The organism is Vibrio sp. E150_011 (assembly GCF_053544015.1).
Genome location: NZ_JBHFOL010000001.1, coordinates 285,103 through 307,495 on the forward strand (window position 1 = coordinate 285,103; position 22,393 = coordinate 307,495).

The 22,393-nt window shown below is 44.2% G+C and carries 20 protein-coding genes; 8 read left to right on the forward strand and 12 right to left on the reverse strand.

Features of this window, described 5'->3' with window-relative positions; translation table 11 throughout:
* Positions 1-143 precede the first annotated feature (143 nt).
* Positions 144-1,049 carry a LysR family transcriptional regulator gene (locus ACE1OE_RS01145; RefSeq protein ID WP_449209799.1) on the forward strand — a complete coding sequence of 302 codons (906 nt, stop codon included), beginning with the start codon at positions 144-146 and terminating at the stop codon, positions 1,047-1,049.
* 349 nt (positions 1,050-1,398) lie between these two features.
* On the opposite strand, the gene ACE1OE_RS01150 is transcribed toward ACE1OE_RS01145, so the two are convergent.
* Positions 1,399-2,328: a LysR family transcriptional regulator gene (locus tag ACE1OE_RS01150; protein ID WP_449209800.1), complete on the reverse strand. Its 930-nt coding sequence runs from the start codon at positions 2,326-2,328 to the stop codon at positions 1,399-1,401.
* Positions 2,329-2,410: 82 nt separating this feature from the next.
* Here ACE1OE_RS01150 and ACE1OE_RS01155 point away from each other — a divergent pair, with 82 nt between their 5' ends.
* Both ACE1OE_RS01155 and ACE1OE_RS01160 read left to right on the forward strand, forming a co-directional pair.
* A complete protein-coding gene (locus ACE1OE_RS01155; protein ID WP_372062105.1) occupies positions 2,411-3,865 on the forward strand; it encodes a sulfatase-like hydrolase/transferase in 1,455 nt (484 codons plus the stop codon).
* Between the two features lie 75 nt (positions 3,866-3,940).
* The gene (locus ACE1OE_RS01160; protein WP_449209801.1) at positions 3,941-5,140 is read left to right on the forward strand and encodes an anaerobic sulfatase maturase; all 1,200 of its coding nucleotides are present in this window, start codon (positions 3,941-3,943) and stop codon (positions 5,138-5,140) included.
* A gap of 326 nt (positions 5,141-5,466) precedes the next feature.
* Here ACE1OE_RS01160 and ACE1OE_RS01165 read toward each other — a convergent pair whose 3' ends face one another.
* The 5 genes from ACE1OE_RS01165 to ACE1OE_RS01185 form a co-directional block, all read right to left on the reverse strand.
* A complete protein-coding gene (locus tag ACE1OE_RS01165) occupies positions 5,467-6,123 on the reverse strand; it encodes an HAD family hydrolase (protein WP_449209802.1) in 657 nt (218 codons plus the stop codon).
* A 279-nt stretch (positions 6,124-6,402) separates the two neighbouring features.
* Positions 6,403-7,164 carry an iron ABC transporter ATP-binding protein gene (locus ACE1OE_RS01170; protein ID WP_449209803.1) on the reverse strand — a complete coding sequence of 254 codons (762 nt, stop codon included), beginning with the start codon at positions 7,162-7,164 and terminating at the stop codon, positions 6,403-6,405.
* A 10-nt stretch (positions 7,165-7,174) separates the two neighbouring features.
* Entirely contained in the window at positions 7,175-8,125 is a 951-nt protein-coding gene (locus ACE1OE_RS01175) for an iron chelate uptake ABC transporter family permease subunit (RefSeq protein ID WP_449209804.1), read from the reverse strand.
* Complete coding sequence (locus tag ACE1OE_RS01180) at positions 8,118-9,077, reverse strand: ABC transporter permease (protein ID WP_102469485.1); 960 nt, start codon at positions 9,075-9,077, stop codon at positions 8,118-8,120. The genes ACE1OE_RS01175 and ACE1OE_RS01180 overlap by 8 nt, the downstream gene beginning before the upstream one ends.
* 100 nt (positions 9,078-9,177) lie before the next feature.
* Complete coding sequence (locus tag ACE1OE_RS01185; RefSeq protein ID WP_449209805.1) at positions 9,178-10,098, reverse strand: siderophore ABC transporter substrate-binding protein; 921 nt, start codon at positions 10,096-10,098, stop codon at positions 9,178-9,180.
* A gap of 273 nt (positions 10,099-10,371) precedes the next feature.
* Here ACE1OE_RS01185 and ACE1OE_RS01190 point away from each other — a divergent pair, with 273 nt between their 5' ends.
* From ACE1OE_RS01190 to ACE1OE_RS01200, 3 genes are all read left to right on the forward strand, one after another.
* The gene (locus ACE1OE_RS01190; protein WP_449209806.1) at positions 10,372-11,277 is read left to right on the forward strand and encodes a DUF808 domain-containing protein; all 906 of its coding nucleotides are present in this window, start codon (positions 10,372-10,374) and stop codon (positions 11,275-11,277) included.
* A 214-nt stretch (positions 11,278-11,491) separates the two neighbouring features.
* Positions 11,492-12,664 carry a multidrug effflux MFS transporter gene (locus tag ACE1OE_RS01195; protein ID WP_449209807.1) on the forward strand — a complete coding sequence of 391 codons (1,173 nt, stop codon included), beginning with the start codon at positions 11,492-11,494 and terminating at the stop codon, positions 12,662-12,664.
* 350 nt (positions 12,665-13,014) lie between these two features.
* The gene (locus ACE1OE_RS01200; RefSeq protein WP_449209808.1) at positions 13,015-14,175 is read left to right on the forward strand and encodes an MFS transporter; all 1,161 of its coding nucleotides are present in this window, start codon (positions 13,015-13,017) and stop codon (positions 14,173-14,175) included.
* A 109-nt stretch (positions 14,176-14,284) separates the two neighbouring features.
* Here the strand turns inward: ACE1OE_RS01200 and ACE1OE_RS01205 are convergent, their stop codons facing one another.
* Both ACE1OE_RS01205 and ACE1OE_RS01210 read right to left on the reverse strand, forming a co-directional pair.
* Entirely contained in the window at positions 14,285-15,439 is a 1,155-nt protein-coding gene (locus ACE1OE_RS01205; RefSeq protein ID WP_449209809.1) for a DUF1501 domain-containing protein, read from the reverse strand.
* 7 nt (positions 15,440-15,446) lie between these two features.
* Positions 15,447-16,814 (reverse strand): DUF1800 domain-containing protein, encoded by a 1,368-nt coding sequence (locus ACE1OE_RS01210; RefSeq protein WP_449209810.1) that lies wholly within the window; start codon positions 16,812-16,814, stop codon positions 15,447-15,449.
* A gap of 196 nt (positions 16,815-17,010) precedes the next feature.
* Between ACE1OE_RS01210 and ACE1OE_RS01215 the strand changes: the two genes are divergently transcribed.
* Positions 17,011-17,172, forward strand: a complete 162-nt coding sequence (locus tag ACE1OE_RS01215) for a hypothetical protein (protein ID WP_449209811.1) — start codon at positions 17,011-17,013, stop codon at positions 17,170-17,172.
* Positions 17,173-17,269: 97 nt separating this feature from the next.
* Here ACE1OE_RS01215 and ACE1OE_RS01220 read toward each other — a convergent pair whose 3' ends face one another.
* The 4 genes from ACE1OE_RS01220 to ACE1OE_RS01235 form a co-directional block, all read right to left on the reverse strand.
* Positions 17,270-17,620, reverse strand: coding sequence for a hypothetical protein (locus ACE1OE_RS01220; RefSeq protein ID WP_102469492.1), 351 nt, complete (start codon positions 17,618-17,620; stop codon positions 17,270-17,272).
* 25 nt (positions 17,621-17,645) lie between these two features.
* Positions 17,646-18,968, reverse strand: coding sequence for a peptidoglycan DD-metalloendopeptidase family protein (locus tag ACE1OE_RS01225; RefSeq protein WP_449209812.1), 1,323 nt, complete (start codon positions 18,966-18,968; stop codon positions 17,646-17,648).
* Between the two features lie 166 nt (positions 18,969-19,134).
* Positions 19,135-19,428, reverse strand: a complete 294-nt coding sequence (locus ACE1OE_RS01230) for an isoamylase early set domain-containing protein (protein WP_102469494.1) — start codon at positions 19,426-19,428, stop codon at positions 19,135-19,137.
* 121 nt (positions 19,429-19,549) lie between these two features.
* Positions 19,550-20,170 (reverse strand): hypothetical protein, encoded by a 621-nt coding sequence (locus ACE1OE_RS01235; protein ID WP_449209813.1) that lies wholly within the window; start codon positions 20,168-20,170, stop codon positions 19,550-19,552.
* Between the two features lie 285 nt (positions 20,171-20,455).
* On the opposite strand from ACE1OE_RS01235, the gene ACE1OE_RS01240 reads away from it, so the two are divergent.
* Positions 20,456-21,826 carry a YjiH family protein gene (locus ACE1OE_RS01240; protein ID WP_449209814.1) on the forward strand — a complete coding sequence of 457 codons (1,371 nt, stop codon included), beginning with the start codon at positions 20,456-20,458 and terminating at the stop codon, positions 21,824-21,826.
* Positions 21,827-22,393: the final 567 nt, after the last annotated feature.

A 22,393-nucleotide genomic window follows, 5' to 3' on the forward strand; every position in this document is an offset into this window, starting at 1 on the left:
AACAGTTACTTGGTATTGCGCTGTGACTCATGGTCATTTCGCAAAACATAGGAGGCTTGATTGCCTGTTGAAATAGATATTACCTGTAAAAAAAAGACAGAAAAGTTCATAATATTGCCATTAACTGTCAGGATTTTAGACCGATGAGATTAAAGACTACCCTAGACCAATGGCAAACACTCTATGAGATAGACCGCGCTGGCAGCATTCAGGCTGCGGCATTGTTGTTGAATAAGAGCCACACCACGCTTATTTATGCGCTGAGAAAGTTGGAAGATCAATTGGGCGTGTCTTTGGTTCAGGTTGAAGGTCGGAGGGCGGTGTTATCGGAAGACGGCAAAGCGTTACTGCGCAGGGCGAGCAGCATGCTGGAACAAGCTCGAGAACTTGAGCTGATCAGTGAACAGCTAGTAAAGGGTGTGGAATCTGAAATAGTGGTCGCGGTTGATCATCTTTGTCACCTTGAACGTCTTTATAAGCCCATGGCAGCATTTTTGGCGGAGAACAACACCACATCGATACAAGTTGTTGAAACGTCACTGTCTAAAACAACGGAAATGGTGACTCAGGAATTAGCCGATGTAGCTATCATCAACCTACCCATCACAAATTATTCGGCAGAAGTCTTTGGCTTTACGAAGATGGAACCTGTTGTGGTTAGCTCACATCCGTTAGCTAACGCGACATCCATATCGCTAAACCAGCTGTCGTCGTTACCACAAATTGTTGTTAGAGATTTAGGCTCGATTGAAAAGATCGGAGATAAAAAAGATGTGGGTTGGTTGAAGTCGAGTCAGCGCATTACGGTTGATAATTTCGACCATGCCTTTAGTGCAGTAGAGCAGGGTGTGGGTTATTGCAGGCTACCTAAGCATATTGTTGACAACCGTGGCAGTGGGAGACTGACTGTGCTGAATGTTGAAAATGGCGGTGGTTATCAGGTTCCATTACATATGACTTTACCTAAAGGGGTTAAAACGGGGCCTGCTACAAAACGTTTTTATGAATTGCTTCTTGAGTCAGTCTCTCCTCTACCTTCTATCTATTAGTTAGTAGTTTTTGTAATACTCTAGATAATCCGCTAAATGTTAATTTGGAAACTTACTGACTCACAATTGTCCACAAACGTGCCAGTTCGGTTGTCATCAGCGCAGAACAAATTCCTGATTGCTTCCACAAATAAAACTAACCGTCATCCCCTTGAAAAAGGGGATCTTCATCAGCGCGTTGTGAGCCTATTCTGGTGTCATTCAATTCGACTATGAGCGAGCCACACGTGTTGGAAGATCCTCGTCTGCACGTGGATGACGGCCTAATTGGGATGGGTTAAAGAGTGACAAACTAAGAGCGACCTGCCCCAAAACGTTCGCAGCTATAGAAGAAAATATGCAGCTCTTGTCATTCATTGACAATACGGTTTCCTATTTCAATCATCATCTCTTTCATCCAATGGTAGAAAGGGTCGTCGCTTAATCCTATAGACCAGCACATTGAAATAGGAATGGGCGTTAACTTCGGCAATGGGATGCTGTTGTAGCTGTCTTTATCGTCAATGCTTTCAATAAACTTGCTAGGTCCTACCAAATACGCATCCGTCGACTTGACTGTTTCCATAGCTAACCAGAGTGTCGTTTCGTCCAGTAGTACTGGGCTCTCACCTATTAGCTCATCATATATATTTTGATATCGGTGCGAGCCTCGAATTTTGACAATCGGGAAGCTTGAGAGCGACGGTTCTGGTTGGTCAGTATTGGCAAAAATAGGGTGATCACCTCTCGCAATCAGCGAACTCGACACCTCCCCGATTTCATGAGTCTCAAAGCCAGAAAGCCCTTCTGGTAACGCTCCTAACGCAAAATTAATCTCACCCAAAGTGAGCTTCTTTATATTCTCGTAACTCCAACTCTTGCAGGTCACCGTGACATTGGGTGCATGTATTGATATTTCTTTGATGACTTGCGCCATCCAATGAGGGCTTGCGTAATCTGAAAGCATGATAGTGACATTCTGTGTCACCTCACTTAAATCCAGCTCCTCTGAATCGACTAGATTTTTGAACTGGTTACAAAGTAGCTCGACTTTGGGGTATAACTGGATCGCTTTTTGCGTGAGCACCAATTGGTTCCCTACTCTCACCAAAAGAGGATCATCAAACATTTCTCGAAGTTTTGATAACTGTTTGCTCACCGCGGGTTGAGTGATAAACAGCCGCTCTGAACTTTTTGAAATATGCTTTTTTTCCAAAAGAACAAGCAGTGTTTTCAGCAAGTTAAGATCAAGTGATCTAATCTTTGAAAACTCACTATTCCTCATGGTTATACCTTTCATAAATATCCATCACTTCAGATTCTAGGCCGAGCCGTTATTCTTTTCAAAAGAAATCAATTAGAAATGGTCATTGGAGCGAAATATGATGAGAAAAAAAACCGTGTTAGCCTCTGTTTTAGCCGGTGCACTACCTTCCCTATCGGTGACGGCAGCAGAACAACCTAATGTGGTCATTATGATGGTCGACAATTTGGGTTTTGGAGAGCTTCAGTCGTATGGCAGTACACGAGGCGTCGCGACACCAAACCTAGATAAATTAGCTGAAGAAGGCATCAGGCTGACAAACTTTAATGTTGAGCCTCAATGCACCCCTACCCGATCAGCATTTATGACCGGTAGACGCCCGTTGAGAACAGCGACAACAGAGGTTGTTTGGGGTATGGATTACGGCATGGTGAACTGGGAGGTGACCATGGCCAATAAGTTTAAGGAGCAGGGTTACAACACCGCAATGTATGGCAAGTGGCACCTTGGCGATACCGAAGGTCGCACACCTTTAGAGCAAGGATTTGATGATTTCTTTGGGGTGCTTAATACTTCAGACGAATCACTCTATTCGTCACAACTCCACTTCGAAAACGAAGATGGGTACGTTCCGAAGATCCAAGACACCGTCAATGGAAAGACAAAAGATGTCATGGACTTTAATTTAGATACACGCCGTACTATTGATGAACAAGTCACTCAACGAGCAATTACACACATCACTCAACAATTGGAAAAAGGCAGCCCTTTCTTTACTTTTGTCTCCTTTACTCAGCCTCACCTGCCTACGATTCCTCACCCAGATTTTGCAGGAGTAACAGGCAAAGGCGATTACGCCGATGTTCTGCATGAGATTGATTTTCGCGCAGGGCAAATTATCGACACCATTGATAAAGCCGATGCAAGAAAAGACACACTAATTATCTTTATGTCAGACAATGGCCCAGAGTGGCACTACCCTCATCATGGTATCGCAGCGCCATGGAGAGGCAATTATTTTACAGCGCTTGAAGGTTCAATACGTGTACCATTTATCGCTTCTATGCCAGGCACAGTGAAGGAAAAAAACGTCAGTAATGAAATTGTGCATGTGGTTGATGTCATGCCATCAATTGGCGAGCTTGTCGGCTATAAGATGCCATCAGACCGTCATATCGATGGAATTAACCAGTGGGCGCACTTAAAAGGCGACATGGAACAATCTAATCGTGACGGTTTTTACATTAGTAACGGACAAATAGTTCAGGCATACAAATGGAATGATTGGAAACTGCATTTCTACGACCAAGATATTATGCCAGAAGCCCCCGTTAAACGTCAGATTCCAGCCGTCTACGATCTGTCTAGCGACCCTCAAGAAATGTATGACATGCGAGCCGATGGCGTCCGTATTTTCCCTACGGTCGTTAAACGAAACGTCGCAATTCAACAAAATCTTGCGGTAAGTTGTGACACCATTCCTTTCCCTGCTCCCATGGGTTACAAGCCGGACTGCAAGGGCGTTGATTTCACTCAACATATACCGGACGGTTTTAGAAAAGCTGAAAAGTAACAACCATTTTCACGACTGTCATTAACGTTAGGCAGGTAGGGCATAAACCCTACCTGCACAATCTGAGGAATAAATATGGAAGTGTCTAAGTCTGTTCATATTATGAGTAAACCAACGGGTTCTGTATGTAACCTAGATTGTGACTATTGCTTTTATCTTGAGAAAGAAAAGCTATACCCCGAACGTAATGCTAACTGGAAAATGTCGGATGAGACGTTAGAAGTTTATATCGAACAACACATATTGGCTCAACATACTGACCATGTGACTTTTGCTTGGCAAGGCGGCGAACCTTTGATGATGGGGATCGAGTTCTATAAAAAAGCGATCCAATTGCAAAACAAATATGCGAAAGGGAAATTCATAGAGAATACGCTGCAAACTAACGGCCTATTACTCAACAATGAATGGTGTCAATTTTTCAAAACAAACCATTTTTTGATTGGCATTTCAATTGATGGACCCGAGCATCTTCACGACAAATACCGTACGAGCCGCTCTGGCAAAGGTTCCTATCGCAAGGTAGTACAAGCCATCGATTTATTGCGTGTACATCACGTTCAGTTCAATACGTTAACGGTCATTGGAAGCCACAATGTTGACCATGCATTAGAGGTATATCAACATTTAAAATCTTTGGGTAGCGAAGTACATCAATATATTCCTTTGGTCGAAAGAGCGGCAACAAAGCCGACGTTAGAGGGTTTATATTTGGTTGACCCAGAGCATGATAGCGCGGCTAAGTTGACGGAATGGAGCGTACCGTCTTTAAAGTTTGGACAGTTCCTCGCGGCCATCTTTAACTATTGGGTGAAACATGATGTCGGCCAGATATTCGTGCCTTATTTCGATAATACTCTCGCAGGTTGGGCAGGTGAACAAGGCAGTATGTGCACAATGGCACCGCGATGTGGCAGTGCTTTTGCAATGGAAGCAAATGGAGACATCTACAATTGCGACCACTATGTTTATCCGGAGCATAAACTAGGGAACATTCACTCAAAAACGATTAATGAAATGAACTTCAGTGCCCAAAACTACGAGTTTGGTATCAAGAAGAAAGAACTGAGTGAAAAATGTAAAAAGTGCCCGTATGTAAAACTTTGCAATGGAGGTTGCCCTAAGCAACGCTTTATTCCTAGGGCTAATAGCTCTGCTGATAATTACCTTTGCGCAGGCTATGAGCATTTTTTCCGCAGCAGTGAAAAAAAGATGAAACAAATGTGTGACCTATGGTTTGCAGGCCGATCGCCAACAGAAGTGATGACGCTGTAAGCATATAATTAAAGAAAGGTGCTCTAGGAATGCGGCTAATTCTGTTTTGTTGTGGTGAACAAACTCAGCGATTACTTTGTCGATAACCTAATTACTTTGTCGATAACCTAATTACTTTGCCGTGTTTAAGATTATCCATAAAGCGCAATAACCGTCATCAGATTGCAAAAGGAGGATCTTCATCAACGCGGTATGTACTAATACCCGGTGGAAGACAGTGTTGCGGCATTCACCTTACTGTTTTTCATGTGGAGTAGAAAAGAGCAAGCCATTGAAGGCTGTAAAACCCAGCCTAACAATGTAAACCCAACCCATAATTAACGCATTTATTTGAGGTGTTTCAGATGACTCAATACATCAACCATTGATGGGAGGATCTCGTGGCCAAGTGCGATCACTTCATCGGTTGGAGAAACAAGGTCGGGAACTTGATACATCTGTAAATTTGCAGCAATACCGGCACGAGTACCATTATTCGAATCCTCAAAACCTAAGCAATATTCCGGTGCGATATTTAGCCTGCTAGCGGCTAATAAGTAGATTTCAGGATCTGGTTTGCCATGAGTCACCTCACATCCACAAGTTAAACTGTCGAAATATTCATCTAATCCAGCGAGCTGCAATTTTATTTTCGCGAGACTTAAGTCTGTGGAAGTCGCCACTGCCATCGGTATGTTATTTGCCTTTAGCCAATCAAGAAGCTCAAGCACTCCTTCCTTTATTGGAATCGCATGGTTGTGCGTAATATCATGGTAATACTCCATCCACACTTTTCGAAGTAACGGATAATCTAAATCAGCCGGATAACCAGCTCGAATCGTGCGCTCTACACCCTGAGCATTCTGGCCAATGATAGCCAAGTATTCTGGCTTTAAAAATTCTATGCTTAGTGTATGACACGCTTTTTCAAAAGCATTCATGCACACACGCTCAGTATCAAGAAGCAACCCATCCATATCGAAAATTGCGGCGTTAAATGTCATATCTATAGCTCTAAAATTAGGAGACCTGATACTACTAAAATTATCCCATTGTGCAAATAATCAGAGCACTTCATTATGGCGCAAACGCAGTAGCACGATGCTTTGGAATGGTGTTTTCGATATTGGTCATCATTGCGAAGTTTCATGTGACCACATCAAGATGCTCTAAAAACGAGTCAAACATCATTTCCACCTCAATGGCATAAGTCCCGGGCGCTTGACTCGCATCCAGATGTTGCGGCGCCGTACTTAAATCCTATAGCGCTAGCCATACAACACTTAACTATTAAAATACAAACACACGCGGCGTCCATCAATTTCTCTGATGTCAAAAGGGATCTCGTAGATAGACTCCATAACGGCTTGATCAACGACCTCATTGACACACCCTGACTTGATGACCTTACCGTTTTTCATCGCGACAATGTTGTCTGAATAAGACGACGCAAAATTAATATCATGGATAACAATCACCACCGCCTTGTTAAAATCATGAGCTAGGCGACGCAAGGTATGCATGATCTCTACAGAGTGTTTGATGTCCAAGTTATTAAGCGGCTCATCAAGGAAGACATACTCGGTATCTTGCGCGACCACCATTGCAATAAATGCCATTTGACGCTGCCCGCCACTGAGCTGATCCAGATATCGATTCTGGATATCTTCAATGCCCAAGTGACCTAATGCGCGATCAATAATGTCATTGTCTTCATCGGTCAAACGACCTTGAGAGTGAGGAAAACGACCAAACGATACCAACTCACGAATCGTGAAACGCATATTAATATTGTTAGATTGACGTAACACCGCCAATCGCTTTGCCAGTTCTTTGCTGTCCCACTCCGCTAGCAGTTTGTCAGCAATCAAGACTTCTCCCGCATCGCTTTGTGTCAGGCGACTCGCCATCGACAACAAGGTGCTCTTCCCTGCTCCATTGGGACCAATAATTGATGTCACCTCACCTTGTGGGAATAAGGCATCGGCATCTTGTACAACAAATGTCTTCCCGTATTTTTTGCTTAATCCAGTTAATTTAATCACACTAACACCCTTAATTAATTCTGTTTCTTAGCAATAAAAACAGGAAGTATGTACCACCAACTAGGTTGATAATTACGCTAATTGTGGTTTGAAACACGAGTACTTTTTCAACAAACCATTGCCCTGTGACAAGCAATAACACCGCAAGCAAACTACTGGCTATCATCAAGAATCGATGCTGATATCGATTGAAGATCTCGCGCGTCAAACTCACCGTAATCAAACCAAAGAACAGCACCGGCCCCACCAAGGCCGTTGAAACGGCAATCATGACGGTAATAATCATCATAACGCGTTGAGTAAGTTGCTTAGTGTTCACCCCTAAGCTGGTTGCGTTATCAATGCCTAGCCACAACACATCTAACTTCGGTGCGTAATAAAACAAAGCGGCCAAACACAGCCCAAGTGGGATTAAGCTCCAATAAACCAGCGTTGAATTCACATTATTGAAACTCGCAAACATTGACGCTTGTATCGTTGCGAATTCATTGGGATCCACCAACATGGTTAAGAAGCCGGTCACACTGCTAAACAAGCTGCCGCATACAATCCCTATCAACAGCAGAGTGAAGACGTTGTTGTCTTGACGTTTAAAATAAAAATGGAAGAGCAATAAAGAGAAGAAGACCATCACGGAGGTCGACAGCAGGAAATTACTCATCGCATGAATAACCCAGTAACTCGTACTGCCTAATATGACCACCATGAGCACTTGAATCATCAAATACAAGCTATCAAAACCCAAAATAGACGGCGTCAGTATTCGGTTATTGGTGATCGTCTGAAATACAAGGGAAGACGCGGAGATCGCCACCGCGGCTAATACAATGGCAAGTACCTTAGGGATACGACGAGACAAGAAAAACTGATAGTTGTCTGCCGTTAAGCCCTGACCAACAAACCAACCAATGATTGCAAGGCAGCCGGCTACCAATAAAATAACTTTATATGAATCACGCATTGGATCGGTCTCGCAACACCAAGAAAATAAATACAGCGCCGCCAAAGATACTGATGATCATGGAGATCGGCATTTCATAAGGGAAAATAATAAGGCGCCCTAAGATGTCAGAGGATAAAACCAGTATCACCCCCCAATACGCCGTCCACGGCAGGATTTTTTTCATGTTGTCCCCCATAAACAACGACACAATATTTGGCACAATCAAGCCTAGAAACGGGATAACACCAACAATCATGACTACGGTTGAGGCACTCACCGCGACTAAAATCACGCCTAAAAACACAATTTTTTGATAATCCAAACCAATATTTTTCGCGAAACTTTCACCCACACTTGCCGCACTAAATTGGCTAGCGTAATAGTAAGCGAGTAAGCATGCTGGTACGGCTAGATATAAGATTTCGTAGCCGCCTTGTAACACGCTGGCAAAGTTAGCGACAGTCCATGCTGACATGGTCTGGACGAGGTCATATTTATAAGCAATAAAGGTCGTCAGCGCTGAAATAACATTGCCGTACATGATGCCAATTAACGGCACAAGTACTGCGTTTTTAAATTGAAGGCGTTGTAAGAAGCGAACAAAGAGCAGCGTTCCCGCCACTGCGAAGGCAAAAATGACGCCCAAATGAGTCCATTGAGACGCACCGCCAAGAAATATCAGCCCAACAACATAGCCCAGTAGCGCACAATCAATGGTTCCCGTCGTTGAGGGAGACGCGAAGCGGTTTTGGACGATTTGCTGCATAATAAGCCCTGCAACACTTAGTCCTGCACCCGCGAGAACGATCGCAAGAAGACGGGGGATACGGCTCACTACATAAATGGAGTAGGCATGCTCGTCACCATTAAACAAATCAACGAGAGACACATTGGCAGCGCCAATTAGCAGCGATGATACGGCCAATACAGCGAGTAGAATTAGGGCGAAAAAGTACTTATGAATAGCCATGGAACAACATTAGACTCACGTAAATTCAGTGTTGGCGTGCACGCCATTGTTTTTATAATAAAAGCGAGCCCATCGGCTCGCTTATGGATTCGTGCAGTGGTTAATTTAAAGCGCTATTAATATCAGAAATCATGGTCTGGGTTGCCGTTACACCACCGCCAGAGAGGTACCATGCATTAGGGTCAATGAACACGATCTTTTTATTTTGAGCGGCTGGTGTTGAATCCACTAATGGGTTGTTAAACATTTCCTTGGCTTTACCTACGCTACGGCCAATGGCTTGCTCTCTGTCTAGGATAAAAATGACTTCTGGCTTCGCGTCGGCGATGTATTCAAACGAAATTAAATTACCGTGTGAGCCTTCAACTGCAGCGACATTTTGGCTGCTCGATTCTGTGAATTTAAAGTCATCAAAAATAATCGAGAAACGGCTGCCTTTATTAAACATCGCAACATTGTTGCCATTGTTCATCACCATAAGTGCATTCAAGTGATCTTTTTGAACATGCTCAGCGGTAGCGGTAAACTGCGATTGCGTTTCGGTAATCAACGCTTCCACTTCGTTTTCTTTGTCGAAAAGTTGCCCCAGCATGCGCCAGTTTGCTTGGCTATCTTTCCAGTATTGACCGTTATCAACGTAAAACATCACCGTAGGCGCAATTTGGTTCAGTTCATCGTAAACACGTAACATGCGGTTTTCAGCAATGATGACATCCGGTTTTAGCATGTATATTGCTTCAAAATCTGGTTCGCTGACCGAGCCCGTATTGCTCGTCGATTCTTTATATTGGCTAAGGTAAGGCGGCAACAGGCCATGCGGAGTACCAATCGGTTGAATTCCGATACGATCCAAGACATCGAGACTACCGTTTCCAAGTACCACGACTCGTTTAGGGGTTTCTTTAAATTCTACCGTTCCCTTGTAGTGATCAATAGTTACCGCAAAAGCTTGCGCAGTTAATGCGCAGCACGTGGCCAACACTAACGTGGTACGCTTGATTAAACTATAAACCTGACTCATTCCTAAACACCCTATATATCTTGTGGTTATATTAAACAAAGTCATTATCACCTCAATATAAATAGGAATCAATATCATTTTCATGTTTAATTGCATTTTTATTGTCATTGATCATTTTTTCATCGTAGAAGCAACGGTATGGAGACCGAAAAAGTCGACCTATCCTAAGGCAAAGACCAACGGTTTTTATAATGATTCAGTAGTGTGGAAAACTTGAGAACGCTCTAATACCTGTTACATTCAATAACAGGCAGTCACTTTTCAAGGTCTCCCATGGCAGGTTTAAGTCTTCTCACTCTTCTTGATGATATTACGACCGTTCTCGATGATATCGCTGTGCTCTCTAAAGTCGCCGCAAAGAAAACAGCAGGTGTACTTGGTGACGACCTTGCACTCAATGCTCATCAAGTTTCGGGGGTGACGGCAGAAAGAGAGCTTCCCGTTGTCTGGGCAGTCGCCAAGGGATCCTTTAGAAATAAGTGCATATTGGTCCCCGCCGCTTTGATTATTAGTGTTGTTGCACCCTGGTTGATCAATCCTCTTTTGTTACTTGGAGGATTATTTTTATGTTTTGAAGGCGCAGAAAAAATCATTGAAAAGCTGTTCCACCGTGACGAGGAGCCTGCAGAAACCGCACCGGACTTAAATGGTGACTCAATGGCGGAATATGAGAAAAAGAAAGTAGCCGGTGCCATTCGTACTGACTTCATTTTGTCCGCTGAGATCATTGTTATTGCACTGGGCACGGTACAAGGGCAACCGGTCACCACTCAGATTTTGGTCGTCTCTTTAATCGCAATCATCATGACGATTGGGGTTTACGGCCTCGTCGCCGGCATCGTTAAACTCGATGATCTTGGCTTCTTTCTGGAGCGAAAGTCGCAGGGAAAGGGACCATTACTAGTGATAGGCAAAGGGTTAATCGCTTTTGCTCCCAAGCTTATGCGAACGCTAACCATTGTCGGAACCGCGGCGATGTTTTTAGTTGGAGGCGGTATCGTTGTCCACAATGTCCCAGCTGTACATCATTTGATTGAACCCATCATTATGGACATCCCTAACCTTTCACTAGCGAAAGCCATCATTCCTATTTTATTAAACGGGCTCGTCGGTATTATCGCGGGTATCGCTGTCGTGGGCATCATCGAAGCCATGGCCAAAGTTAGAGCGGCATTCTAGCCATCGCTTTCCTTTTTGGGTAAGGTGGTGCTCATAACACTGACTCCATCGGTCGGTCGTTTCCCTCCGCGCCTTAGACCGTTCATAGAATTGGTACGTGATATTGTAAAGAATGGCCGCGGTGGTACAGAAACGTAAATTTACGAAAAATTTCACCATAACCTTAAACAGGCCGTTATAATCACTCACCTCTCACTCGTTTGTACCCTTCTCTATGTCACAACCCTTTAATTGGAAAGCGCTTTTCCTTGCCTGTTTTATCGTCAGTATCGGGCAATTTAGCGTTGGTCTCGTGTTCCCATCTTTGCCTTGGATCGCCCGCGATTTTGCTATTTCAGCTGATGAAACACAGCTTCTCATTTCTATCTATTTACTTGGGTTTGGTCCTTCTCAATTTTTTTACGGCCCTATATCAGATGCGTTAGGCCGCAAACCTATTCTAATCATAGGACTATCCTTGGCTTTGCTTGGGTTAACGGTTGTCATTCTTGGCTCTAACCATTTCAATATGCTGTTGCTAGGACGGTTTATTCAAGGGTTAGGCGCAGGATGCTGCGCGGTATTGGCGAGGGCATCCATTAGAGACAGTTTCAACAAAGACGAACTGCCACAAGCATTGTCTTGGCTTGCCATTGTTGCGTCTTTTACTCCTATCGTTGCTCCGGTATTTGGCGGCGTGATAAACCACCATTGGGGGTGGTTAGCGGTGTTTGTGACATTATTTAGCTACATCGCGCTCGTATTGTTCCTGTTGTTATTTCTATTCAAAGAAACACTCGTCGCAAAATCTTCTATGCCGTCAATGACACAAGCCATTAATGGTTATAAGTCATTGCTCGCCTCACGATATTTTTGCAGCTTTGCCGCAGTCGGCTGGCTTAACTTTAGTTTGGTCATCATTTCCATCTCTGTTATGCCATTTATCATGCAAGAACAAATTGGCATGACCTCTGAACAATATGCCGCATGGGCGCTGATTCCAGCCTTTGGGCTGCTAACAGGGGGATTCATTTGTAACCGTATCCGACCTAGAATCGGCACGGAGAAAATGGCTTTTGTATCACCTCTCATTCACCTTATTTCTGGATGTTGGCTGCTTGTCGCGCCACTGCACCCATTGGCCATGATGGCGGGACAGTTCTTAATGGCAATGGGCAATGGTATCGCACTGCCATGTTCTCAATCTAAATTATTAGCACCGTTTGGCAAGCAAGCAGGCTCGGTTGCTGCATTGTCCGGCGGGTTACAAATGATCATCGCCTCCCTCCTCAGCATGCTACTGATGAACCTTGGTCTACAATTTCCATGGCAACTCGGCATAATCATTGCCTTGTTCGGCATTGGTAGCTTTACTTGCTTCAAGATTGGATTCCAGATCAAAGAGTAATCACTAAGAGAGCCACCCTATTGTATTGAATAAGGTGGTTTCATCACTTCAAAATAAAAAGTTGCCAGACTGCAATCAATGGTGGACTCGTCTTTGTCCTACTCACTTTTACACGTTAAAATGTTGTTTTTAGCAACAGTGAAAAATCATTAAAATTCAATTAATTAACCCGCCCTTTACTCACATTTTTTATTACCTATCCCTTTACTCCACTCTCTCCATTTAACGATAAAATAATTTTGTCGTTACGGTCATTTTTATTCGTTTTACAGTTGTTTAGTCAAGCCTCATAGTCGCGCTGATTTATTAATCAATTCACCTTCTATTTATCGACTAATGAGGACCTTGCATTGGAAAACACACACGATTTCGCAGTAAAATCTGGCTTTAAAGTGCCTGTTGTTGCGCTATCACTTTATGCCGTTGCATCAGGCTATTTAATGAGCTTGATCCCACTCATGCTGAATGAATATGGCATTGCTGCCAGTCATGCGAGTTGGTTGGCCAGTGTGTTTTATGCCGGATTACTTGTCGGGGCTGTAATTATTGAACCCGCGGTAAAATATGTCGGGCACCGTATCGCGTTTGTCGCCTGCTTGATTGTGTTTGTTATGACTATCGTGGTGCTACCGTTAGTACCCATAGCTGGCGTTTGGATGGCAGCGCGTTTTATCGCAGGTATCGCCGTCGCAGGTGTCTTTGTTATTGTCGAGTCATGGCTTCTGACAGGTGATGAAACAAGCCGTGCAAAACGCCTCGGCCTTTACATGGGATCACTCTATGGCGGCTCAGCATTAGGACAACTCGGTATCGGCTTGGTTGGTGTTAATGGCGTTGCACCATTCATCACTATTTTGTCAATGTTAAGCGCAGCAATTTTAGTGTTGTTGTTCATCCCGACTCAGCAACCACAAAGCGCTCACTCAACGCCATTAACCTGGCGTCAAATGAGTAAACTAAACCACGCTGCAATCATTGGCTGCATTGTGTCAGGGCTCACGTTAGGGTCAATCTACGGATTAATGCCTGTAGAGCTTTCGCACCGTAACGTGTCACAGGGACATTTGAGTGCATTAATGGCATTGGTGATTTTAGGCGGGATGGCGGTACAGCCAATCGTACCAAAGCTTATTCATAAGGTGGGTCGTACACCTCTTATGGGGATGTTTTGCTTAGTTGGTGTGTTCGGGATTGGATTAGTCGTATTAAGCAACGACCTAAATGTGCTAGCAGTAAGCTTGTTTCTGATTGGCTTTTCAACCTTTGCTTTATATCCAATTGCGATAAATTTGGGCTGCGACAAGCTCGATGAAAACAACATTGTATCAGCAACACAAGTGATGCTGTTCTGCTATAGCGTTGGTTCGGTCATTGGCCCTGTCATCGCGGATGGGTTTATGAGTGGTTCGCAAGGGTTAATGACTTACTTATTTGCAACGATGATGGCAACGGCTATTTATATGATTATCGCAAGTATCACTACGAAGAAACATATGATGGCAGGCGAATAATAACTGCGAACACTTAACTCGTTAGCTGTTTATGCCTTTTAATCTGTGAAGCCATTGAAAAATGATCAATGGCTTCTGTCTTGTATCCTCGATATAGACTCATCTATCGCTAAGTCACTTGCACATTTTTTTGTATTAAACCCGTTAGCGGAGAAACAGCGTCGCTATTGGGAAAGACCCGTTCAAGGGTGGTATTGTCAGCGTTATAATGTTCAGCTAACACGCCTTTGATAACAGAACGCACATCCGTGGTCGGCATCAGATCTCGGCCTTCATATTGTTTCTCTTCTGCCAGACCTGGCCAATCCGCCACAACTTGAGCTTTGCTGAGCGCCCCACCTGCAAGTAACATGGCATTTGCGGTACCATGGTCAGTGCCTTTAGTGCCGTTTTCTCTTACCGTTCGACCAAACTCACTTGCTCCTATCACTACAGTCGATTGCCATCGCTCCCCAAGTTCCATTTTTAGCGCCGCTAGCCCTTGATCCAAGATATTTAGTTGTCTCGCTAACCGGCCTTTTGTGGTCCCTTGGGCAGAATGTGTGTCCCAGCCCCCCAGCTCTAATATTGCAATGTTAGGCCCTTGAGGGCTATTAATAAAACGACCTGCTTGTTTCATCAAGTTGGTAAATTGTTTACTTTGGCTACCTTTTCCTGCCATATTTTCTAGTTTCATCGCCTCAGTAAAGTGATTCTCCAATGCCTCATCCGATTGAAATAATTCGGCCAAAATAACGGCTTGTTCTTCCTTAGATTTCAGCTTGTGTGGGTACCAACTGCTCACCTTAGTTTCGCCTTGTGCGATCAACGGAAGGCCCGAATCGATGGCTATCGCGAGGTTAGTCTTTTCTCCTGTCAAAAACCGATTAAGCCAACCTTCTGGATCAAAGGGGTCATCTGACCCATTTTCCAAGATCTTTTGACCATCAAAATGAGACCGATTTCGATAACCCGTCGCACAAGCTTGTACAAACATAGCTTCATCATTCTGATACCATTCATACACATTCTTGAGTGCAGGGTGCAGGGCATAGCCTTTTTCCAACGCATTTAGCTCGTCAGGCTTGAGCGCCAAGTTGGGTCTAAATCTAGAGTAGTCACTATCGAAAGTCGGCACCACGACATTGAGGCCATCCATCGCTCCTCGTAACGTGATCCACACTAAGACGTTGGGACTTTGCGTTGAGGCAAATGACAAGTTAGGAAGAAAGCTCACCAACGATGTCGCCCCTATGCCTTTTAAGAAATGTCTACGCGACGTCATACTGCACCTACCTATATTGAAACTGAGGACTCATCCATAACACAACAAACTTCGTGACGGCATCTTGTGCTTTGTCCAACGCAACCAACGTATGCTCGTCAATATGACTGCCATACAATTGTTGAAGGATGTAGTCGATCTTATCCTGAGCGCGTTGCTTATCACGCTTCAGTTGTGTCACGGTCAACTGTGCGACTTGGTTCGCGACTTGCCATTTCTGAGTGAGTGCAGAGGCGCTATTGTAATCGGCGTCTTTGTCGGGCCAACCCGCTGGCGATCCTGCCATAAAGGGCTCTTGCCCTAGCTGCCGCAGCATAAAATGCATCTGCTTTTGATTCGGTTCAATATCTGCGCTACGTAGCACAGCAAAGTACCACTCCTGCGGGGTTCTAAATCTGAGGTGTTGCGGGGCGTTAGCAATAGGACTTGCAATGAGAGCTTGGTAAACGGGGACTAGCTGACCATTGTTGGCTAACCAAACTTGCGTGAGTACCTCGGTTAGCTCTTGGTGGTTTTCGCCGTAAAAATGCTGCACGAGTTTGCCGCAAATATGCTGTGCTGTTTTCGGGTTTGACGCTAAATCTCGTAAACAAGCAATGCCTTGCGCTTCCCCTTCTTGATCATACACGGTATCAAGGACACGTATTGCTCCTGGCTCATGCAGGGCCAGTTTAAACAGATAGCCTGGCGCATTTGCGCTCATGCTCACCGTCCAACCCGTAATACCTTGCGCAAGCTCAATTACATCATGTTGTGTATAGCCTGCATTAACGCCAAGCGTATGCAGCTCTAAAATCTCTCGAGCTAAATTCTCATTTAACCCTTTGTTGCGTTTGAGACCGGCCTCAGAGTTGGGTCCTATTGATTGGTGATTGTCTAAAAACATCAACATGGTGGGATGCTGGCATACAGAAATAAGCATCGACGTAAAATCACGATTCCAGCCGGAACGAATCACTTCGTTTTCCACCCCAGACACAATCGGTTTGATACGCCGAGTGTCCGCCGATATCGCAAAATGATTGCTCCAAAATTGAATCAATCGCTCTTGAAAACTCACAGAGGAATACAAAGACTGAAGGTTACGGGCATGAACCAGATTGCGATACGCTTCTTGAAAAAATGCATTGTTTGACTTGGTAAAAAGTTGCTTATCCTCTTTAGAAGTCGCTTCTTTTCTTCTCCGGTTCAGATCGCCAAGATGAGCGAGCATTTCGGTTGTGGAGGGTAAAGCATCAATCGAAGCGTGGCGATACTCGGCAGCCTTAAGTTGCTTGACGAGTGACAACTCAGGGTTGGCATCCCCAACTCTTGTACCCAAACCAAACCGCTGGAGAGTCATAATGCTAGGGTATTGTGTATTATCCGTAACCAACCGAACACCTCATATATCTTCTACTATAAGTACTTTCATCTTAGTCTGGAACCTGCAACATAAACACCAACCTCAAGTCAGTTTGATGTCATCGTGAATTTGTATAAAACTTAGCTCACAAAAGATACCGTAAATTGTTGCCAGATTGTTTCTTTGACGTTAAAAGCTAGATTATACCTTAGAGGAAGGAAAAGACATGGACGACTTACAATTTTATGTTACGCATGATTACTGCCCAAACTGCGATGCCGTGACAACTCACGATATATTTGAGCTTCAAGACAATACTCGTGATGGAAAAATAGACAATGAACTTAAATTGGAACAAACCTGTGAGCGCTGCCAAGCCTCTCGTTAAACACTGATTGCTAGTCTTCGTCAATTTTCATCAAAAAAAACGGCGCCCCAAAGGAACGCCGTTTTTCTCACATTTTTAAATTTACGCACGTATAAATTTAAGCACGTTTAGGCTGCATGTACGTTTTGCCTGCGGCTTTATAAGTGTCGCTCTGCTTTACATCGAATAACGCATCGAAGAACCAAGCAACAAACTTAATCACATCATCACCATCGTTCATGATGTGCTCTACGTACTCTTCATCTTCGCCAGCTTCATTGGTGCGGACAGAAACATGATAGATACGCTGAGCGCCATCTACATCGGCCAAAGCAAACTGGCCGCTTAAACTCTCGGCAGCTTCTGCCACATCGGTATCATCCGACGCTTTTAAGGCATTAAGGGCGTCAGGCAGCGCATTAAATTCGCACAATGATTTTACCAATTTTTCAAATTCATCTTGTTGCATTATATAACCTATTTTCCAGCTACGATTATAGACTCGCGAGCTTTGTTTCTTGTTGTTTCAGCATCGCATCCAGTTCATCTCGACGCGCTATAAATTGCTTGAGCTCACTCTTTGGCACAGAGTCTGCCATAGGAATGTTGGCACGCATAGCGTTAACAGGCCTACCACGTACAATTAGTTCATAATGCAAATGTGGTCCTGTCACGCGTCCCGTCTTACCAGACAAGCCAATGCGTTGTCCACGCGTAACTTTCTGACCTTTTTTTACCAGTATTTTGCTCAGGTGCAAATAACGTGTTTTATAAGGACCACCATGATCCACTACGATATATTTGCCTGCATAAGGATGGTTTCTCACCATCGCCACTACACCATCACCCGTGGTCAGAACAGGCGTCCCCACGCCGACGCCAAAATCTGTACCATTATGCGGCGACACTCGCCCGGTTACTGGATGGCGACGATTTGGATTAAAGCTGGAGGTAATGCGATGGTTGCTGACTGGGTAGCGCATAAAGGCACGCTGCAGGCTTTCACCAGACGCGTCGTAATATTGTCCATTGGAATGTAAATACGCCGAGAACATTGCGCCGCGATTAAATATCTTGATCGCTTGAATCTCTGAATTACCCGTCGCGACCCCATCTACCGACTGGCTACTTTTTACAACTTCAAACTGGTCACCCGCACGCAAATCGCGAGCAAAGTTAATCTTATCCTTCAGCAGGGTCACAACTTGATTGATTTCATTCGGACCAAGTCCCAGTTTGTTCGCTGACGCCGAAAAGCTGCCGTGTATCTCACCCACTAATGCGACGCTTTCCCAAACACCCGGGATAGAAATGTCACGAAACTCAAAACTGCCATCATCTAAACGGCTATAGACTGCTTTTTCTGCGACGTTTCTGCCTAACTCTAATTTGGTCAGGGCTTGAGTTTCTTCATCTTGCCAAAACCGAATTTTGTCACCTGGACGAAGTGTATCCAAGACTAAGAAATTTAAATCGGTTTCCATTACAGCCATCATATCTTGGTAAGGAAAGCCAAGCTGATCGAAAATTTGGCTCAAGCTGTCGCCCGATTGAACGACATAAGCGTATTTAGGAGGTTGTACCTGCGTCGACGGTTTTGCCACGAGTGTTTCAACAATAGGAGATTCATTAAGATCTAAATCTACCGTACCTTTTAACGTTGAATCAGGCAGGCTGTTTAAGAATGCAAACGCCGCCAAAAACGGGACGGTGAAAGCAATGCTTTTTTTAAATGTTGAGTTACGAGCTAGCGTGCTTGCCACACTAGGTTCGCCCGGTATTTGATTCGATTGCACAATGGTTCCAATGCAGCTCATAAGAAGGTCAATAGAGTAAACTTTTCTGCCGTTGATTGCATTAGCCGTTAGGGAAAGAAAACGTAAAACATGTGATTGGAATGTAAAAAAGCGAAGCCTGAGGCTTCGCTTTTCATTTAAAACAGTCGATTTATAGAAGTATAATTATCTATACAACATCAACAGTCTATGCCGTAGTAATGATGCAATTGTCTGCACCAAAACCGTTTGGCACATACTGATCCGCCTCAGCATCGTTAACCCATTCAGTGTCATTGACCAAGTAACGGAACTGATACTCTGCACCTTTTGGTAAACGTGTTTTATATTTGAATGACTTGGTTTTCGCCACTTTCTTCATTTGAATTGGCTGCCAATCGTGAAATTCCGCCATCAATACCACGCTATCTACATTGGTCGCATCTAGCTCAAACGTTACTTCTACTTCATCTTTAGTCTTAAAAAATCGCTTATTGATCATCCCAAGCTCCATTTGTACAAAAAATAACAACATCAACGTTGCATACTATTCAATTAATCTCACATTCACAACACCGTCAGCGCCAGATTTTCATGGACTCACGTAATAATTGAGATGAGAATCAGCATTTTAGTTGCGTATTCTTTACAACATCACATGTCAACACGACGCTATCCGACGGCGCCTCACTCATTGCTTGGCTGTCTTTGTGCTGTTTAAAACGGACGTTTATCTGATTTTCCCAATCCAGATGCGACACAGCTATACGATCGCCAAGTAAAACAGAGTCGACCAAAATAATACGCTGTCGACTGGCATCCCAATGAAACAGCCCTAGATAATAAAAAACACCCGACCCTTGGTTACTCACGGAAAAAGGAGCCACGACGTGGGTCAATACGCCTTGGTCAAGCCGTTGTTGTTTAAATTGATACAATAAGTGAACGTGGCCACGTTCCATGCCATTGTCATAGCGTCCGGTCGCGACATGCTGAGTGTCATCAATGTCGGTCAATAATGAGAACGCACTTGTCTCTGGCACTTGAATCGTCCAAGGGTTTGGCGTCGATATACCGAGTATCTGCTTCACCACTTCATCCGCTTGGATTTGCTGGGACGGAAATTTCGCCAAAATCTCTTCATCGGTCATAGAGAAGCGATACACGCCTGCGATGACGACAATCAACAACAACACAATGGGCGTTAGCAGTATTAACGGAATGGGTAATTTCTTTCGTGACATAACGTTCTTGGACTCACGGTTCAATTTCGACCTCTATTGTAGCGGGTTACGCGTGACTCTCAAACCACTCGTTTGCCGCTATACTCTTAACCATACAGACATCCCTGATGAATAGCATAAGGCTTGGTTCCCAGAAATTATGAATATTTAGTCTTCATTGGTGAATAGTATTGCTTCGAAGCGTAAAAAAAAGTAATCTTTGCCCCACTTGAGCAAATACGGATGTTTAGTGAATAATCGGGCGAAGGACACGCTGATATTAACTAGTTGTAACACGAGATAAAAATGCAAAATAGCGCTCAATCTGCCCCAGAGGCAGGTAAAAAAGGCAATTTCTTGATCTTCCTTATTCCGTCATTAATAGGCTTGTTTCTATTTATGGCACCGATTAGCTACGATGGCGGCTTAACCATTCCCGTCGCTGTCTTAGCGAAATCACTACAAGCGGCGATGGGTGACTTCATCGTTCCCCTCGTTACCGCAATTATTGCCTTGATGGCAGCAGCCTCTATTTTATCTCGCATTTTTAAGCCTGCTTTTATCAACAATAATGAGTTTTTGAACGGCCTATTCAACCCGAGTCCAATGTGGTTGGCGGTACGTGTCATTGGTGGTATCGCTGTATTAATGACCTACTTCCAGTTCGGTCCTGAAGCGATTTGGGAAGAAAATACCGGCGGCTTGGTCTTAGAAGGCCTTTTACCAACCCTCTTTTCTGTCTTCATTTTCGCGGGTCTTTTACTGCCTCTATTACTCAATTTCGGTTTGCTGGAATTGTTCGGTGCACTACTCAGTAAAATTATGCGTCCAATATTCAATCTACCAGGACGTGGCGCTATCGACTGCATGGCCTCTTGGTTAGGAGACGGCAGTGTCGGTATATTGCTGACTAGTAAGCAATACGAAAGCAAGTTTTACACCATGCGCGAAGCCGCGGTCATTGGTACCACATTCTCAGCAGTCTCTATTACGTTCAGCCTCGTTGTGATTGCCCAAGTAGAACTCGAGCATTTGTTCTTGCCATTTTATGGCGCCATTTGCCTTGCTGGTATTGTGGCAGCAATCATCATTCCTCGCCTGCCACCACTAAGAAACAAAAAAGACGTTTATATTGATGGCACTTTGCCAGCAGCCGACGCTGAGGTGACGCCAAAGGGACATTCGACGTTCTCTTGGGGCCTTGATATGGCACTTAAACGTGCAGGCACCGTCACATCCGTTAAATCGGTGTTTGGAGAAGGCATTAAAAATGCGGTTGATATGGTGTTTGGTGTGTTACCCGTGGTCATGGGCCTAGGGACCGTTGCACTGGTCATTGCTGAATATACCTCGGTATTCGAAGTACTTGGTACGCCTTTTATTCCTTACCTTGAGTTACTTGGTGTCCCCGAAGCGGTCGCGGCCTCTAAGACGATTGTTGTCGGTTTTGCAGACATGTTCATCCCGTCGATCTTAGCGGCATCTATCGACAGTGAAATGACACGTTTTGTCATTGCCGCAATGTCGGTCACACAGCTTATCTATATGTCAGAAGTGGGTGCATTACTGCTTGGTAGCCGTATTCCCGTTAATGTTATTGAGCTGTTTGCTATCTTCATCTTACGGACATTGATTACGTTACCTGTGATTGCAGGTGTTGCGCACCTTATATTCTAAACACGGATCACTGGACAACGATGTGACAATACAAGGCCCACCTCGGTGGGTCTTTTTAATGCCCGTCGTTTACGCCCTCCACGCCATTCTGCCGCCGAAGTCATCAACCGCTATCGTTACCTGTATTTAAAGCGTTAAAGCTCACCTTGGCATGCACAGCGAGCTTTACTTTAAGCAATGCCGATCGGTTATACGCTCGTATTCAACGACCTCTTTTCGCACCGATATTATTGCGTGCCTCTCCATGACTGACTGGCGGCGTACTGACTTTTTTATCTCCATAATGGTATTTACGCCTCTCAATAATCAAAGCGACACCACCCTAATCATATAACTGACCGGTTAGGAGAAATGATGGAATAACAAGGGGAGTGCTAACTAGAAAATCCCTTAATGACACACCAATGGGTCTAGGGTTAGTGAATAAGGGGAATGGGTCAACAACGCAGAATAAAAAACATCAACATGTCTTTCATCTATTAAGGTAAGCATTCTAAACAAAAAAACGGAGCCTTAATGGGCTCCGCTTATCTTAGGTTAGCAGTGTTTTTCTGTTCTATGCGATGT

Coding starts and splice junctions, on each gene's coding strand:
- ACE1OE_RS01155 (WP_372062105.1), top strand. CDS start 2,411: ATGATGAGAAAAAAAACCGTGTTAGCCTCTGTTTTAGCCGGTGCACTA.
- ACE1OE_RS01230 (WP_102469494.1), bottom strand. CDS start 19,428: ATGATCAATAAGCGATTTTTTAAGACTAAAGATGAAGTAGAAGTAACG.
- ACE1OE_RS01225 (WP_449209812.1), bottom strand. CDS start 18,968: ATGAGCTGCATTGGAACCATTGTGCAATCGAATCAAATACCGGGCGAA.
- ACE1OE_RS01205 (WP_449209809.1), bottom strand. CDS start 15,439: ATGACGTCGCGTAGACATTTCTTAAAAGGCATAGGGGCGACATCGTTG.
- ACE1OE_RS01195 (WP_449209807.1), top strand. CDS start 11,492: ATGTCACAACCCTTTAATTGGAAAGCGCTTTTCCTTGCCTGTTTTATC.
- ACE1OE_RS01190 (WP_449209806.1), top strand. CDS start 10,372: ATGGCAGGTTTAAGTCTTCTCACTCTTCTTGATGATATTACGACCGTT.
- ACE1OE_RS01165 (WP_449209802.1), bottom strand. CDS start 6,123: ATGACATTTAACGCCGCAATTTTCGATATGGATGGGTTGCTTCTTGAT.
- ACE1OE_RS01150 (WP_449209800.1), bottom strand. CDS start 2,328: ATGAAAGGTATAACCATGAGGAATAGTGAGTTTTCAAAGATTAGATCA.
- ACE1OE_RS01220 (WP_102469492.1), bottom strand. CDS start 17,620: ATGCAACAAGATGAATTTGAAAAATTGGTAAAATCATTGTGCGAATTT.
- ACE1OE_RS01215 (WP_449209811.1), top strand. CDS start 17,011: ATGGACGACTTACAATTTTATGTTACGCATGATTACTGCCCAAACTGC.
- ACE1OE_RS01235 (WP_449209813.1), bottom strand. CDS start 20,170: ATGTCACGAAAGAAATTACCCATTCCGTTAATACTGCTAACGCCCATT.
- ACE1OE_RS01175 (WP_449209804.1), bottom strand. CDS start 8,125: ATGCGTGATTCATATAAAGTTATTTTATTGGTAGCCGGCTGCCTTGCA.
- ACE1OE_RS01240 (WP_449209814.1), top strand. CDS start 20,456: ATGCAAAATAGCGCTCAATCTGCCCCAGAGGCAGGTAAAAAAGGCAAT.
- ACE1OE_RS01145 (WP_449209799.1), top strand. CDS start 144: ATGAGATTAAAGACTACCCTAGACCAATGGCAAACACTCTATGAGATA.
- ACE1OE_RS01185 (WP_449209805.1), bottom strand. CDS start 10,098: ATGAGTCAGGTTTATAGTTTAATCAAGCGTACCACGTTAGTGTTGGCC.
- ACE1OE_RS01180 (WP_102469485.1), bottom strand. CDS start 9,077: ATGGCTATTCATAAGTACTTTTTCGCCCTAATTCTACTCGCTGTATTG.
- ACE1OE_RS01160 (WP_449209801.1), top strand. CDS start 3,941: ATGGAAGTGTCTAAGTCTGTTCATATTATGAGTAAACCAACGGGTTCT.